This window comes from Asticcacaulis sp. P2_B1 (assembly GCF_056404915.1).
The window spans coordinates 322,739-337,390 of the sequence record NZ_JBFUDD010000002.1 but is presented as its reverse complement, the minus strand read 5'-3'; the positions used below and the strand labels follow the sequence as shown (position 1 = coordinate 337,390).

At 62.6% G+C, this 14,652-nt stretch carries 13 protein-coding genes; 10 read left to right on the top strand and 3 right to left on the bottom strand.

Annotated elements, in window-relative coordinates; all coding sequences use genetic code 11:
* Positions 1-14: 14 nt before the first annotated feature.
* Positions 15-1,019 (bottom strand): glycosyltransferase, encoded by a 1,005-nt coding sequence (locus AC1DX3_RS05970; RefSeq protein ID WP_476988331.1) that lies wholly within the window; start codon positions 1,017-1,019, stop codon positions 15-17.
* 225 nt (positions 1,020-1,244) lie between these two features.
* On the opposite strand from AC1DX3_RS05970, the gene AC1DX3_RS05965 reads away from it, so the two are divergent.
* The 6 genes from AC1DX3_RS05965 to AC1DX3_RS05940 all read left to right on the top strand — a co-directional run bounded on the left by AC1DX3_RS05965 (position 1,245) and on the right by AC1DX3_RS05940 (position 5,148).
* The gene (locus tag AC1DX3_RS05965) at positions 1,245-1,676 is read left to right on the top strand and encodes a hypothetical protein (protein ID WP_476988330.1); all 432 of its coding nucleotides are present in this window, start codon (positions 1,245-1,247) and stop codon (positions 1,674-1,676) included.
* Positions 1,673-1,888 carry a hypothetical protein gene (locus tag AC1DX3_RS05960; protein WP_476988329.1) on the top strand — a complete coding sequence of 72 codons (216 nt, stop codon included), beginning with the start codon at positions 1,673-1,675 and terminating at the stop codon, positions 1,886-1,888. The genes AC1DX3_RS05965 and AC1DX3_RS05960 overlap by 4 nt, the downstream gene beginning before the upstream one ends.
* 16 nt (positions 1,889-1,904) lie before the next feature.
* A complete protein-coding gene (locus tag AC1DX3_RS05955; protein ID WP_476988328.1) occupies positions 1,905-2,096 on the top strand; it encodes a helix-turn-helix transcriptional regulator in 192 nt (63 codons plus the stop codon).
* A gap of 24 nt (positions 2,097-2,120) precedes the next feature.
* The gene (locus tag AC1DX3_RS05950; RefSeq protein ID WP_476988327.1) at positions 2,121-3,032 is read left to right on the top strand and encodes a TraB/GumN family protein; all 912 of its coding nucleotides are present in this window, start codon (positions 2,121-2,123) and stop codon (positions 3,030-3,032) included.
* 198 nt (positions 3,033-3,230) lie between these two features.
* The gene (locus AC1DX3_RS05945; RefSeq protein WP_476988326.1) at positions 3,231-4,013 is read left to right on the top strand and encodes a TraB/GumN family protein; all 783 of its coding nucleotides are present in this window, start codon (positions 3,231-3,233) and stop codon (positions 4,011-4,013) included.
* Between the two features lie 58 nt (positions 4,014-4,071).
* Positions 4,072-5,148 carry a TraB/GumN family protein gene (locus AC1DX3_RS05940; RefSeq protein ID WP_476988325.1) on the top strand — a complete coding sequence of 359 codons (1,077 nt, stop codon included), beginning with the start codon at positions 4,072-4,074 and terminating at the stop codon, positions 5,146-5,148.
* Here AC1DX3_RS05940 and AC1DX3_RS05935 read toward each other — a convergent pair.
* Positions 5,145-5,432, bottom strand: a complete 288-nt coding sequence (locus AC1DX3_RS05935; protein ID WP_476988324.1) for a hypothetical protein — start codon at positions 5,430-5,432, stop codon at positions 5,145-5,147. The genes AC1DX3_RS05940 and AC1DX3_RS05935 overlap by 4 nt on opposite strands.
* A gap of 155 nt (positions 5,433-5,587) precedes the next feature.
* Between AC1DX3_RS05935 and AC1DX3_RS05930 the strand changes: the two genes are divergently transcribed.
* Positions 5,588-6,796: an acetylornithine transaminase gene (locus AC1DX3_RS05930; protein ID WP_476988323.1), complete on the top strand. Its 1,209-nt coding sequence runs from the start codon at positions 5,588-5,590 to the stop codon at positions 6,794-6,796.
* Positions 6,797-6,887: 91 nt separating this feature from the next.
* Positions 6,888-7,814, top strand: a complete 927-nt coding sequence (gene argF / locus AC1DX3_RS05925) for an ornithine carbamoyltransferase (RefSeq protein ID WP_476988322.1) — start codon at positions 6,888-6,890, stop codon at positions 7,812-7,814.
* A gap of 137 nt (positions 7,815-7,951) precedes the next feature.
* Here argF and AC1DX3_RS05920 read toward each other — a convergent pair whose 3' ends face one another.
* Positions 7,952-8,173: a hypothetical protein gene (locus AC1DX3_RS05920; RefSeq protein WP_476988321.1), complete on the bottom strand. Its 222-nt coding sequence runs from the start codon at positions 8,171-8,173 to the stop codon at positions 7,952-7,954.
* A gap of 195 nt (positions 8,174-8,368) precedes the next feature.
* On the opposite strand from AC1DX3_RS05920, the gene AC1DX3_RS05915 reads away from it, so the two are divergent.
* Together AC1DX3_RS05915 and AC1DX3_RS05910 are read left to right on the top strand one after the other, a co-directional pair.
* Complete coding sequence (locus tag AC1DX3_RS05915) at positions 8,369-11,590, top strand: SEL1-like repeat protein (RefSeq protein WP_476988320.1); 3,222 nt, start codon at positions 8,369-8,371, stop codon at positions 11,588-11,590.
* A gap of 68 nt (positions 11,591-11,658) precedes the next feature.
* Positions 11,659-14,574 (top strand): ATP-dependent DNA helicase, encoded by a 2,916-nt coding sequence (locus AC1DX3_RS05910; RefSeq protein ID WP_476988319.1) that lies wholly within the window; start codon positions 11,659-11,661, stop codon positions 14,572-14,574.
* Positions 14,575-14,652: the final 78 nt, after the last annotated feature.

The following is a 14,652-nucleotide window of genomic DNA, read 5'->3' as shown; positions in this document are numbered from 1 at the left end:
ATCGCGTCTGTGAACTATGCCGCCTTCTTCTTCAGCATCGCCTGGCCGTAGAATTTCAGCTTGAACGGCGGATACCACAGGAACTTGCCCCAGCCGCGGGCGGCCTTGTCGAGGAGATAGGCGGCTTTCGGATGGTTGAAGGCGCGCATGATCAGGGCCGGCGCCGTAAACACCGCAGCCTGAGCGAGGCCATTGACCATCCAATAGGCGCATTGCAGCCAACGGCCGTTCAGGCCCTCGGCATGGCTCGGGCCCTGACCGTAGGCAAAACCGCGGCGCAGGGTGTAACGCAACCGGGCGCGGGCCGCGGGCACGTCTTCGTAGACATGGGCTTCGGCGGACCAGGCCATGACGGCGCCGGACAGCAACATGCCGCTGAACAACATGTCGTCTTCGCCGCCCATCTCGTTCTGGAAGGTGCTGAATGGCGCGGTCGATGGCAAGGCGGCGACGCGGACCAGCGAATTGCCACAGCCGTAATATTGATTGAAGACCTGCGAACTGTCCGGCCCGATGCGCGAGAAGAAGGTCTGGAAATAGGGGTGATAGCGTTTGAGGGTCGCCGGCAAGCGGGCCTCGACCGGTCCGAAGACAGCGTCCGCGCCGAACGTCTTTTGGGCGCTGAGCAGCTGTGACAACCAGTCGGGCCTGGCCTCTTCGTCGTCATCGACAAAGGCGATGAAGTCCGCATCCGCGGCCGCCGTGACCGCGGCATTGCGGGCATTGGCCAGGCCGGTATTGGGTTCGTGGATATAGCGCTGCGGCATGTCGCGGCGGACGGGCAGGGCGTCGAAAGTGGCGCGGGCCGAGGCTTCGGGCGAATTGTCGCAAACCAGGATCGAAACGGCATAGCCTTGCGTGCCGGTCTGAGCATGGACCGAGGCGATGACGCGCGCCAGGCCTTCCGGCCGGCGGAAGGTGGGAATGATGACGCACACGGCAGGCTTTGGCACGGCGGGACCATGCTGAAACACATCGGCGGTGGCGTAATGCTCTTCAGAGGGGGAGCTACTGAGCATGGGAGCCTTATTGGGAAGCAATTTGGTACAGTGTAACGATAGCGAAGCCACCCATGCAAAGCTCAGGCCAAGGATTCATAAGGGAAAAGGGTGAATTTTATATGTCGAAACAGGCTTAACGCCGGTGCCGTGGTGACAAGTTTTATAGACATTATGACAAGTATGCTTGACATGACGTAACGGCACATGTAAAGGCTCCTTGTCATTTCCTGTGGGGAGTTCAACATGAAAACGTCAAAATGGCCCTTTATCGCCGGGATACTTACCCTTGGGCTCTTGGGTGGCCTGCTTGGCGGTCTCAATTTGATGTGGTCGCGGCAACTGCAGTTTCCGATCTACGGCTACATAGCCGACCTCGTCATGGTGGGTGTCTTCATCTATCTCTTCGTCAATGTGCGGCGCATGAAGGCGGAGTCGAGCGACGAGTTCCATGTCGCCAAGAAACGCCTGGCCGCCCAGACCGGCATCATCCTGGGCTTTGTCATCTATGCCGTATCCAATGCCCTGCCGCTCTTTTTTCCGCACGCCTCACGGGCTTTTCTCGCTTCACTGGATGGAGCAGAAGAAGGGTTTATCATTGGACGCGTCTTCGGCATGGCGCCGTTTGTCATTGGCCTGTTGATCGGCCAGGTCGTATCGTGGGCGAAATACCGATGAGCGGCCCAATCCCGACCCGCCGCCGTCGCATGGGCGCTTTGGTCGCCATCGTGGCCGGGAGCGGCGCCGCCATGGGTGGTGCCGCCCGGCACCTCGATCATCCCGGAGTCCAGCCGTTATGGCACCGCCTGTTCGATATTGGCTCAGCCGTTCTGATTGTTGCCGCGATCGTCTTGCTGGTTGTCACCGGCGTGCGTATGAGACGGTCATGACGGTCACATCCACCTCATGAAAAACCGCATCAAGGTCCTCCGTGCCGAGCGCAACTGGTCCCAGGCCGACCTGGCCGACCGGCTCAATGTATCGCGCCAGACGATCAACGCTATCGAGACGGAAAAATACGATCCGTCCCTGCCGCTGGCCTTCAAAATCGCCGATCTGTTCGCCTTGCGCATTGAAGACATCTTCTTGCCGGAATAGAGAAGCTTGATGGGGGATATGCGTATGAAATTGAAATCCTGGCTATTCGGACTGATCGCAGCCCTTGTGCCGCTGACCGCACACGCGGAAATCCCCGCTGGGACCGCGGCCGCCATGTCGCCGCATCCGTTGATGTGGGTCATCAAGGACGACGACTCGACCATCTATCTGTTCGGCAGTATCCACGTCATGAAGGACGGCGTGACGTGGCTGACGCCAGCTATTCAGCAAAAATTCGACAGTGCCGACAGCCTGTGGGAAGAACTGCCCGACGTCGACGACACCCAGGCCATGATGCAGGCGGCGCGAAAATACTTCGTCAATCCCGCCAATAATATGACCGATGGCCTGACACCGGATGAGATCGTCAGGCTTGATGGGCTGCTGGCGCCCTATGGTCTCAGCAGCCGCGGGCTGATGGGGTTGCGCAAATGGGCGGTCGGGCTGGTCATCATGCAGAAGCAAATCCAGGCCCTGGGTTACGACGCGCAAACCGGTGTCGATGTCACCCTGGCCCATCGCGCCCGCGCCTTGGGCAAGCCGATCCATGGTTTCGAAACCGCCGACCAGCAGATGCAGTTCCTGGTGCCGAAGGATGACGCCGAAGACATCGCTACCTTGCGTGAAGCTATTGATGATGCCGACGAGACGCCGCAGCTGCTGGGCGACATGCTAACCGCCTGGGAAGCCGGCGACGAAGCTGAGTTGACCAAGGTGTTGATCGACAAGGAAAAGGCTGAGAATCCGAGGGAGTATCAGCGCGTCATCGTCGCCCGCAACGCCAACTGGGAGCCGCAGATCGAAACCATGCTGCGCGGCCGAGGGACAATCTTCATCACCGTCGGCACCGCCCATCTGATCGGCCCGGACAGCGTGCTCAATATGCTGAAAGCCCATGGTATTACGGCGGAAAAAGTCGATTCCAACGGCGAATGAGCTTGCCAGAATCGCCGTTGGCGCGGGCAAGCGCCCGCCCGAGTTGATGCGAGGAGCCATGCGGCGATTGAGCTGAAAAAAGCTTATGCCATCGGTCATTCTTTATGACCCGAGGGCATTAGTTAATAAAACCTTAAGAAATGGCCCGCGACTTGCAGGCCGCCCTGACCTGTCTCAATAACACGCAGGGCCCAGGTCATGACCAAGTCTGTCAGTTTCGAGGATAACCGCCTTTCTCCGCCGAAAACCGGCCAGTTGAGCTGGGTGCTTGATACGGCAATCGTCGGTGCTGCCACCGCCGGCGTTATCGTCGTCTTCCTCACCGGCAGCGTCGCCACTTACCGCGCCAAGCCGGCGGTCGAGACGATCGCCATGTTCGCCGCCTTCGACAATCCCGACGCCGCCGAAGCCGCCGCGGGCCCGACCGGTTCGCCGCTATTGTGGGTCATGAAGGACGCCGACTCGACCGTCTATCTGTTCGGCAGCGTCCCGGCTATCGCCGGCGAGTCCAAATGGATGGATCAGCGCCTCTATGCCGCTTTCGATAGCGCCGAGAGCGCCTGGTTCGAGACCCAAAGCTTTGCCTATGTCCCGACCCGTGCCTCGGGCGGGGCTGATCTCGCCCTCTATCGCCGCGCCGACGCCTTGCGCAAGCCGCGCCTGGGCCTCGATTCCAACCGTGCGCCGGCGATCGCCGCCGTCGACGGTCTAAGCGTGCCTTACGACGCCTGGCGTACCGGTGATCAAAAGACGCTGACGGACGCCGTCATGGCCAGGTCGCGCGCCGATCGCGAAGTTTACGAAGCGCTGCAGATCCGCCGTAATCAAAAATGGCTGCCGCAGATCGAAAAGGCCCTGGCTCGCCCGGGTTCGGTTTTCGTCACTGTCGATGCTGGCCATCTGGTCGGGCCGGACGGCCTGGTGTCCCAGTTGCGCAAACATGGTCACACCGTGACGCGCCTGGATGCGGTGACCGGTTAACCGGGCGTCAAAGTCGTTCTGTTATCCTGGCCGCGCCTGACAACGGAAGAGGGGCGTCATGGATCTGCAACAGATGCGCCAGGGTATGCGCAGTGCCGTCAAACCCGCCGGTCCAAAGCTCACTGGCCCAAAACTCGCCAGCACCGCCTTGCCGACGTGGTGGCGCGAAGGGCTGATGGGCTTGGGCGCTGTTCTTGTCGTCATCCTTGTCGCCTTCATCCTGCTGGCGCCGGCCAAGCACGGCGCTGTCGTTGCCGCGGCTGCTGCGCCGGTTAATCCCGATATCGCCGAAGCCAATGGCCCACCGACCGGCGCGCCCTTGTTGTGGGTGATGAAGGACGCCGACACGACGATCTACCTCTTCGGCAGCGTCCATATCCTGCGTCAGAAGCTCAACYGGATGGACGCGCGCCTGTTCAAGGCGTTCGACAGTGCCRACGAGGCATGGTTCGAAGTGCCCGATCTCGATCATTTGCCAGCCTTCAAGGGCTTTAGCGGCACCGTCTTTGCGGCGAAGCCCGTTCTGCTCAACGGCCTGAGCGACACGGAAAAGAACCAGCTCAAGATCCTGATGGCGCGCTATAATTACACGCTCGATGATGTCGCCCGCGTCAAACCGGCGGCCATGGCCCAGTTCGTCCAGCAACTCGATCAAATGGGCGGCGGCTTCTCGATCCAGCGCGGCGCCGACTTCACCCTGTTCCACCGCGCCCGCGACATGAAGAAAAAGACCGGCGGCTTCGAGTCCTATCGCGAGCATTATGGCTATCTCTATCAAATGCAGGCCCTGGGCGACGACGGCACGGACGATCTGAAAGACGCCCTGGCGGCGCACTTCGGTACCGGATCCTCCGACAGCGATATCAATGTCATGGTCAAATATTGGCGTAATGGCGATCAGAAGGCGATCACCGATGTCGTCGCTCGCCAAAAGGCCGACGAACCGCGCGTCAACGACATCCTGCTGGTGCAGCGAAACCAGAAATGGCTGCCGCGCATCGAAACCATGATGCAGACCAAGGGGACGGTCTTTATTACCGTCGGCGCCGCGCACCTGGTCGGGCCGGATGGCCTGGTGGCACAGCTTAGGGCGCGCGGCCATGTGGTGACGCGGCTGGATCCTGGGAAGGCCTAAATCAGGCCCATGGCCGCGGCCAGCATGACCGAATTCTGCAGCTGGTGGCCGCGGATGAAGCGGTCGTTGGCCAGGATATCGGTCTGCAGCCGCGCGGTCTCCGTCGCGGCGCTTTCGTCGCCTTTTTCCGTCTCATAGACGCGGGCGATTTCCGCTGACAGGGCCTGCAGGGCGGCCGCAATCGTCGGGCCTTCGCCGGCAAGATCGGCTACGCCATCGAAGCTGACGCGATAACCGCCGCCGCGCAGTAATGAAAGGATCGGTTTCGGCACTGTCGCATCCATGTCATTCCCCCGTGCAACACCCTTGGCAGGCTCAAAGTTTATTGACTTTTTGGCCGGATGTCTACAAAAGGCGCGCCTAGGCCCCCCACAGCTTAGGCATCTGTCTTCCCCTACGTCACGACGCAGGGGATTTCGTCGTTTTCAGGATGTTGATCATGGACCAGTCAGACGATCATTTGTTCGGTGTTTATGCGCGGGCGCCCATCGAGGTCGAACGCGGCGAAGGCGCCTGGCTCTATGACCGATCAGGCCGAGCCTATCTCGATTTCGTCCAGGGTATCGCCGTTAACGGCCTCGGTCACGCCAATCCGGTGCTGATCGACGCCATGACGGCCCAGGCGCACAAGCTGTGGCACGTCTCCAACATCTTCACCATTCCCGGTCAGGTCGATCTGGCGACGAAGCTGTGCGATGCTTCCTTCGCCGATCAGGTCTTCTTCACCAATTCCGGCGCCGAAGCCATCGAATGCGCGCTCAAACTGACGCGCAAATACCATGCGTCGAAAGGTCATCCGGAGCGCATCGACGTTATCGGCTTCGAAGGCGCCTTCCACGGCCGTACCTATGCGGCCGTCACCGCCGCCGGCAATGAAACCTATCTCACAGGTTTCGGTCCGCGCTTGCCGGGCTTCGTCCACCTGTCGCTCGACGACCACGACGCCATCCGCGCCGCCGCCGAAGCCCCGACCGCCGCCGCCATCCTGGTCGAACCGGTCCAGGGTGAGGGCGGCGCGCGCGCCCTGACCGACGCCGAGCTGAAGATGCTGCGCGATCTCTGCGATCAAAACGGCCTGCTGCTGATCTTCGACGAAATCCAGTGCGGCATGGGCCGGACGGGTAAGCTGTGGGCCTATGAATATTCGGGCGCCACCCCCGATGTCATGTGCATCGCCAAGGCTCTCGGCGGCGGCTATCCGATCGGCGCCTGCCTGGCGACCCGCGACGCCGCGTCCGGTATGGTCGTCGGTTCGCACGGCTCGACCTTCGGCGGCAACCCTCTGGCCATGGCGGTTGGTTTGGCGGCCTTCGGCGAGATTTCGAAGCCGGAACTGCTCGAAAATGTCCGCCAGCAGGCCGGATATCTCAAGCAGCAGCTGGAAGGCCTCAAACAGACCTGGCCCGACATGATCGACGAGATCCGCGGCAAGGGCCTGCTGGTCGGCATCAAGCTGAAGCCGAATAACCGTGAGGTCATGACGGCCGCGCGCGACCAGGGGCTGCTGATTGCCGGCGGTTCGGACAATTGCGTCCGTCTGCTGCCGCCGCTCAATGTCAGCGAAGCCGAGGCGCGCGAGGCCCTGGGCCTGCTGGAAAAGACCTTCACCGCCATCCGCGCCGCTGCCAAGGCCAAGGAAACCGCTTAGGTTACACTCCCGCGTAAGCCCGAAGGGGAGTCCGCGTTGCCTTGGTCAAGGCGATGATGGAGGGCAATAGAAAAAACAGAGGGAACACATCATGGCCCGCCATTTTCTCGATATCTGCGACCTGACGACGGCCGAGTTACGCGCTATCGTCGATGATGCCCATGCCCGCAAGGCCGCCCGTCAGGGCTGGACCCGCGGCCGCGCCGACGCCGATGCGCCGGCAAAAGACCGCGTCCTGGCCATGATCTTTGAGAAGAACTCAACGCGGACGCGCTTTTCGTTCGACGCGGCGATGCGGCAACTGGGTGGTAATGTCATCATCTCGACAGCGTCCGACATGCAGTTGGGCCGCGGCGAGCCGATCGAGGATACGGCGCGCGTCCTGTCGCGCATGGTCGACGCCATCATGATCCGCGCCAACAAGCATGACGACGTCCTGCGTCTCGCCAAGGCATCGACCATCCCGGTGATCAACGGCCTGACCAACCTGTCGCATCCGTGCCAGATACTGGCCGATATCCAGACGATCGAAGAGCATCGCGGCGCCATCGAAGGCAAGACGCTCGCCTGGGTCAGCGATGGCAACAATATGTGCAACAGCTTCATTCATGCCGCGGCACGGTTCGGCTTTACGCTCAATATCGCCTGTCCGGCGGCCTATAAGCCGTCAATGGACGCCATGGTATTTGCCTCGGAATCGCGCGCCAAGGTGACCGTGACGCAGGATCCATATGCTGCTGTAAAGGGCGCCGACGTCGTCCTGGCCGACACCTGGGTGTCGATGGGCGACCTCGATCATGATGAACGCCTCGAAGCTTTTCAGGGTTTCCAGGTCGACGAGGCCCTGATGAAGACGGCCAAAGCTGACGCCCTGTTCCTGCATTGCCTCCCCGCCCATCGCGGCGAGGAAGTGACGGACGGCGTCATCGACGGCCCGCAGTCGGTCATCTTCGACGAGGCCGAAAACCGCATCCATGCGCAAAAGGCTATCATCGCCTGGTGCTTCCGCGAAGGTTAAAACCGCCATCTTTGGCCGATTGCGTCGCAGTCTGCGCTTGCAGGTATTTATTATACCTGCAGCGCTTGCCGGCTAGCACTCGACTCAAACCTGACGGTTTAAACTCTTCGCGGACCGCGCTTCGGTCTGCAAGCCAGTTAGAACCGCATAGGCTGGTCGGTCTTCAAACCGGTGACGGTCAGCAGGTGCACGATCATCAGTAGGCAGAAAGTAAAGGTGATCATCATCAAGAAGCGCCACGGCACCATCCGCGGCCCTTTGTGAGGATTGTACGGGCGCGCGCCCATCCAGCCGAAAAAGACCGTTATTAAGGCTGACACAATCAGCAGAATCACAGTAATGGGCAAGGTAAGTTCCATGATTTTCCTATGTCGCGGAACCGGGCGGAGGGCAAGCAAAATGCCCTGTTTGGGGTGTTTCGCCTGTTGGGCGATCAGGTGGCGGACGATTTCCACAGAAGATTAACGAGACACCATATCTGGTGGTTAATAATGGGTTTACACCCAAGATAACGCAGTCTAGGCTCGCGTCTGGACCGTATTAGAGGGAATCGCATGAGCGCGGGCGCACCTTGGAGTGTTAAAGGCATAGATGCGAAGGCGCGGGAAGTCGCCAAGGATCTGGCGCGCCGTTCCGGCATGACACTCGGTGAGTGGCTGAACCAAATGATTCTCGAAGGCGAGGACGTCGGCGCCATGATCGCGCGCGAACGTGCCCGTGAGGCGCCCGCCAGAGAAGCGGTCCGGGAGACTGTCCGGGAGCCGCAGCCCCGTGCGACCGCCCGCCGCATTCCGGATATCGACTATGAAGATGAGTATGAAGAGCGCTTCGTGCCGCGCAGCCAGCGCGCGCCGATTTATCGTGATGACCCTGTTGAGGCGCCACGCGTGACCCGTCGGGCCCCGCCCTATTCATCCGCCGCCCAACCGCTGGCGTCGCGCGATCTGCGCCGCCGCTCGATTTTCGAAGATCGCCCGCGTTACGATGACGGGTATGAGCCTGAGCCGGCGCCGGCTTCCAACGATCTCGGCCGCGTTGCCCGCGCCCTGGAAACCCTGGGCTCGCGTATCGAAACCTCGGAAACGCGCTCCGCCGGCGCCGTTCGCGGCGTGTCGCATGCCGTCGAAACCCTGCTGTCGCGCCTGGAGCGCTCCGAAGCCGCCCACGCCGAAACGCAGGGCAAGCTCGACGAACAATCGCAAGAGGTCCTGTCGTCGTTCGAACGTCTCAGCCGTACTGAGGAGGACCAGCAAGCCATTGCCGGCCGTCTCGAGCAGGCCGAACGCCTGATCGATGCCCAGGCCGAACGTCTGGAAGGCCTGTCGGGCCACCTGCGTGAAGAACGCGAACGCGTCGCCAAGGTCGAGCAGGCGGTCAAGTCGCCGCAAGCCATCGAAACCGTTCGTGCCGTCGAAGGTGCGCTCGGCAAGCTGGCCAACCAGCTCTACGAAGGCGACGTCCGCATGCGCGAGACGGTCAAGGACGTGCGCGGGGACATTGTCGGGCTGTCGCATCGCCTGGCCCAGGTCGAACTGCGCGATCCGGACCGCGCCGCGCAAAGCTTGATCGACAAGGTCGTCGCCAAGATGGCGCAGCGGCTGGAAGCCGCCGAGGCCCAGACCTCTGGCGCCATTCGCAATCTCGAACAGGCTTTCAAACTGCTGGAAGGCCGTCTGAACCATGCCGAAGAGCGTGGCGATGTCAGCGATCCGGAAGCGGTCAGGTCGTTGACCGGCCTGGCGGCCGACCTGTCGCGCCGCGTCGAGGATTCGCGCCAGGAGCTGTTGCAGGCCCTGCAAAACGGCACCAATGAATCGGTCGAAAAGGCTATCAAGGCCTTCAACGAACGCATCGAACAATCGGAAAAGCGCTCGGCCGGCGCCATCGAAAAGATGGGCCAGGACGTGCTGCGCGTCGCCGACAGCCTCAACCGCCGTTTGGCCGGCGTTGAAAATTCGAGCCGCGAAGGCCTGGCGCGCATCAATTCCGACGTTCGCCGCGTTGCCGAAACCGTGGCGGAAACCGTCGATGCCCGCGTAGCGCGCGTCGAAAGCGGTCACGCCCAGGCGCTGGAACGCCTGGGTGGCGAGATCGCCCGTATTTCGGAACGCCTTGGTGTCAAACTAGCGGAATCGGAACGCCGCACCACTCAAGTCCTGGGCGCCATCGGCGAACAGTTCGAGGTTCAGCGCGATCAGGCCCGCGAAGATCTGACCCAACGCATCCGTCAGAGCGAAGAGCGCACGCAAAAAATGCTGGAAGAGGCGCGCAGCCGTCTCGACCAGAAGCTGGCCCAGGTCCAGAAGCAGACCCTGTTGAGCGAAGCGGTCAAGCCGTCGCGCGTCGAAGCCCAGGAGTTGCCCAGCCCCTTCGGTCATGTCGCGCAGCAACCGGCGCCCGTTGCGGCGGCGGCCCCCGCGGCCGATATCGAAAAGACGCCGTTTTCGAAATTTTCCGGCGGCTTCGACGACGAGCCCGCCAAGGCGCGCCTGCGCACACCGCCCGATGCCCTCGACCTGACCGGTCATCTGCTGCAGTCGGTCACCGACTTCAAGCCCGAGTTCGATCCGTTCGACGACAACGACCTCGACGATGACGCGGCCGTGGCGCACGCGCCGGCCATCGAGGACGAAGACGAAGCCTATACCGCCACGCCGATCCACGAAGATCGTCTGAATGCGGATCCTGTGGGCGAAGACGACGACAGCGATCCGTTCGCCGAGATTGAGGTGTCGCGCAAGACCGCGCCGCGTCCGCAGGAAGCCCGTCCGGCCGCCTCCTTCGCCGCGCCGCGCGCCCAGCGCGAAGTCTCGGCGCCCTTGCCGCATTCGCCTTTCGAAGATGACGATGTGCCGGTGTCCTCGGTGTCGAATTCGACGCGTGACGCCCTGGCGGCCGCCCGCGCCGCCGTTCGCGCCAGCATGGAAGCGCCGAATGAGGACGTTTTGGGCGGCTTGCGTCCCGGCGTTTCGCGTTCGCGTGGTGTCCAGCCCAAGCCGGGCAAGGCGCCGCAAAGCGGTAGCACGGCAGGCAAGGCGGCCGCGGCTTCGGCCTTGGCAGTCGTGGCGACTCTGATCATCGGCGGCGGTATCGTGGGCGGTAACGCCGTCCTGAACAACATGGCCAAAAAGTCGTCCGGTTCTTCCGACAATGCGGCTCCGATCGCCGCGGCTGTCGTCGTGCCGGACGCCGCCGAAGAGCTCGACAATCAGCAGGACCTGAAGACACGCTACGATCTGGCCCTGAATGCCCTGAACGCCAAATCACCCAAGGCGGTCGATCTGTTGAAACAGGTCGCCAACCAGGGCTATGCCCCGGCCCAGGACAGCCTGGCCCACGTCTATGCCGAAGGCGATCTGGTCGCCAAGAACAGCGTGGAAGCACGCAAGTGGACGCAAAGGGCTGCCGACGGCGGTATCTCCAACGCCATGTATAATCTCGGCACCATGTATTATAACGGCGACGGCGTGACCCAGGACCGCAGCATGGCCGCCGTGTGGTTCCGCAAGGCGGCCGAGCGCGGCGTCAAGAACGGCCAGTACAATCTCGGCATCCTCTATGAAGGCGGCCAGGGTGTACCGATCAATCCGAGCGAGGCCTATAAGTGGCTGAGCATCGCCGCCAATTCCGGCGACAAGGATGCCGCGAAGGAAGCCGCCAAGCTGAAATCGCAGCTCAGCGACGCCCAGCTGCAAAAGGTCGAGGACGCCATTGCGCGCTTCACGCCGATTAGCGACGGCCAGCCGCCGATGTCGTCTTCGGCATCGCAGGGTTAGGTCCCCCCGGTACTAAAAGTGAACAAAAAGCGCTTGGTTCATCCCCCAGCGCAAGCTAAGCTTTGCCCGTGACCGATCTCGTCCTTTCCCCGACAACCGAACCCGTATGGTGGCGCCAACACGCCCCCAAACAGGCCCTGGGCTATTCGCCGGTGCGTGCCCACCTGGCCGGCGACGACGAACGCGACATTTCGGTCAACGAATTGCGCGAAGCCTGGGGCCGCGAGCCGCTGATCGTCGCCAATGCCGCCTTGATCCGCAATCGGCTGTTCGGCAATCGTCAACATCGCGAGGCCCAGCACTTCGACGTGCTTGAGCTGTTCGCCTTCGTCCGTCCGGCGCAGTTTTGCGCCCCGTCGGTGGCCGGCCTGGCCCTGGCCTGCGGCTATGTCGAGCCCGAGACACCGGCCGATCAGGCGCGGGTATTGTTCTCCGTCATCACCGACCTGATCGATCATATCAAGGTGGCGCCGCTCGGCTATCGCCTGGTGGCGCAGTCGGGTGTCCGCCTGATGGCCAAACAGGGTTGGGTGTGGGCGCCGTTGGTTCAGGCCGCATTGGATCAAACCCAGATGCCGGCCGACTATGTCGCCCCGCCGGCGCTGGAAGTGTGGTCGCTGTTGGAAGAGTGGGAAGACATGCCGCCCGAAGGCCAGGCGCGCGCCGTCGCCCTGACCGAGGAGGAGGTCACGGCCCATCTCGCTGCCGACCTGACGCGCGCCGGCTTGGACGAACGCCGTCCCGAACAGCTCGAATTCGCCCTGAAAGCCAAGGATATCTTCGCGCCGAAATGGATGAAGGATCAGCCCAATATGCTGCTGGCCGAGGCCGGCACAGGTGTCGGCAAGACCCTGGGTTATCTGGCGCCGGCCATGACCTGGGCTGCCAAGGCGCAAGGCCAGGTCTGGGTCTCGACCTATACCAAGGCCTTGCAGAAACAGATTTTCAACGATACCCGGGCGCTGTTCGACACGGCCGAGGAGCGGCTGCAGAAGGTCGTCGTGCGCAAGGGCCGCGAAAACTATATGTGCCTGCTCAATTTCCAGGAGCGGCTGGGCGGCGCCCAGACGGCGGCGGAAATCATTATGGCCGTGTTGATGGCGCGCTGGGTCGTCTATACGCGAGACGGCGACATATTGAGCGGCGACTTCCCGACTTGGCTGCCGTCGCTCTTGCCGCTCAACTCGCCGGCCCACGTCTTCCAGACCCTGACCCCGTCGGCCCTGGTCGACCGCCGCGGCGAATGTACCTATGCCGCCTGTCCGCATTACCGCACCTGTTTCATCGAAAAGTCGGTGCGCAAGGCGCGTTCCGCTTCGATCGTCGTTGCCAACCATGCCTTGGTCATGTCCCAGGCGGCCTACGACCTGCGCGATGTGGCGCGGGCCGAGCTCGAAGCCGAGCTGAACGGCCAGGATGTCCAGGACGACCATGCCATGCCCGTCCTGTCGCGCCTGATCTTCGACGAAGGCCACCATGTTTTCGAAGCCGCCGACTCCGCCTTCGCCACGCGTTTGTCCGGCCTCGAAGCCTTCGAACTACGGCGTTGGATCCGCGGCAACGAAGGCCGCTCGCGACGGGGCAGGGGACTGGAAGCGCGGCTGGGCGACCTGATCGCCGGCCAGGACACGGCAAAGACGGCCATGCAGGAACTGATCCGCGCTGCGGCGGTCTTGCCGGCCGAGGGCTTCTCGCAACGTATCACCGTGCGCACGCAGAGCGGCGGCGGGCTCGATCCGGTGGGGCCGATCGAGGCGCTTCTGGTCGAGGTCTATAATCAGATCGATGTCCGCCAGGGCGAGGCGAAACTACGTTCGCGTTTTTCCGAAAGCGCCGACCAGGGCGGCGAATGCGAGGCCCATCCCTGTATCGACAGCGTGGCGGCCTCGGCCAGGATCGCGGCGCGCGCCCTGGCCAGTGTCGAGGCGCCCTTGCTGGCCCTGGTGCGAGCGCTGGAAGACCGGTTGAACGATACCACGGCCGATCTCGAAGCCGCCGACCGCATCCGCATCGAAGGCGCCCTGCGCGGACTGGAACGGCGTGCGCGCATGCTGCTGCCGGCGTGGCGGTCATTATTACAGCAACTGGCCGAGGAACAGCCGGCAGCGGAAGCCGTCACCATCGACTGGTTCTCGACCGAAGTCATGCGCGGCCGCGTCGTCGATGTCTGCCTCAACCGCCATTATGTCGACCCCAGCCTGCCGCTGGCTGAATTCGTCCTCAAACCGGCGCATGGCGTGCTGGTGGCGTCGGCGACCTTGAGCGACGGCCCCAAGGAAGGCACGCACGAAGATGTCTTCGCCCTGGCGCGGCAACGCACCGGCGCCAACCATCTCGTCATGGGCGCCAAGAGCGTGCGCATTGCCTCGCCCTTCGACTATGCTTCTCAGGCGCGTTTGTTCGTCGTCACCGATGTCAGCCGCGACGACGCGCGCGGCGTGGCGGCGGCCATGCAGGCCCTGTTCGTCGCCGCCAGGGGGGGAGGCCTGGGCCTGTTCACCGCCATTCGCCGTTTGCGCGCCGTGTATGAGGCGATCAGCAAGCCGTTGGGCGAAGAGGGCATCTCGCTCTATGCCCAGCATGTCGACCCGCTCGATGTTTCCGACCTGGTCAGTGTCTTCCGCAGCGAGCACCATTCCTGCCTGTTGGGAACGGATGCAGTGCGCGACGGTATCGACGTGCCCGGGCAGGCCCTGCGGCTGATTGCGTTCGACCGTGTGCCATGGCCGCGGCCGGACTGCCTGCACCGCGCGCGCCGCATGCATTTCGGCAACAAGCTCTATGACGATGCCCTGACGCGGGCCCGGCTGGCCCAGGCGTTTGGCCGTCTGATCCGCAAGCGCGACGACCGCGGCGTCTTTGTCATGCTGGATTCGGCGGCGCCGACGCGGCTGTTTTCCGGCCTTCCCGAGGGCGTGGTGCTGCAACGTTGCACTCTGAAAGAGGCCATCGAGTCGATCGAGCGCTTCCTCTATCCGAATTGAGCCTTTATACCGCCACAGCCATGGTTATAGTCGTCGCATAGTTATTTGTGGGCATAGCTTTTTGTGGACATAAGTTTT

What these genes read in the sequence shown, in the direction of transcription:
- AC1DX3_RS05955 (WP_476988328.1), top strand. Translation starts at nt 1,905, where the DNA reads ATGAAAAACCGCATCAAGGTCCTCCGTGCCGAGCGCAACTGGTCCCAG.
- AC1DX3_RS05930 (WP_476988323.1), top strand. Translation starts at nt 5,588, where the DNA reads ATGGACCAGTCAGACGATCATTTGTTCGGTGTTTATGCGCGGGCGCCC.
- AC1DX3_RS05920 (WP_476988321.1), bottom strand. Translation starts at nt 8,173, where the DNA reads ATGGAACTTACCTTGCCCATTACTGTGATTCTGCTGATTGTGTCAGCC.
- AC1DX3_RS05960 (WP_476988329.1), top strand. Translation starts at nt 1,673, where the DNA reads ATGAGCGGCCCAATCCCGACCCGCCGCCGTCGCATGGGCGCTTTGGTC.
- argF (WP_476988322.1), top strand. Translation starts at nt 6,888, where the DNA reads ATGGCCCGCCATTTTCTCGATATCTGCGACCTGACGACGGCCGAGTTA.
- AC1DX3_RS05915 (WP_476988320.1), top strand. Translation starts at nt 8,369, where the DNA reads ATGAGCGCGGGCGCACCTTGGAGTGTTAAAGGCATAGATGCGAAGGCG.
- AC1DX3_RS05965 (WP_476988330.1), top strand. Translation starts at nt 1,245, where the DNA reads ATGAAAACGTCAAAATGGCCCTTTATCGCCGGGATACTTACCCTTGGG.
- AC1DX3_RS05950 (WP_476988327.1), top strand. Translation starts at nt 2,121, where the DNA reads ATGAAATTGAAATCCTGGCTATTCGGACTGATCGCAGCCCTTGTGCCG.
- AC1DX3_RS05945 (WP_476988326.1), top strand. Translation starts at nt 3,231, where the DNA reads ATGACCAAGTCTGTCAGTTTCGAGGATAACCGCCTTTCTCCGCCGAAA.
- AC1DX3_RS05970 (WP_476988331.1), bottom strand. Translation starts at nt 1,019, where the DNA reads ATGCTCAGTAGCTCCCCCTCTGAAGAGCATTACGCCACCGCCGATGTG.
- AC1DX3_RS05935 (WP_476988324.1), bottom strand. Translation starts at nt 5,432, where the DNA reads ATGGATGCGACAGTGCCGAAACCGATCCTTTCATTACTGCGCGGCGGC.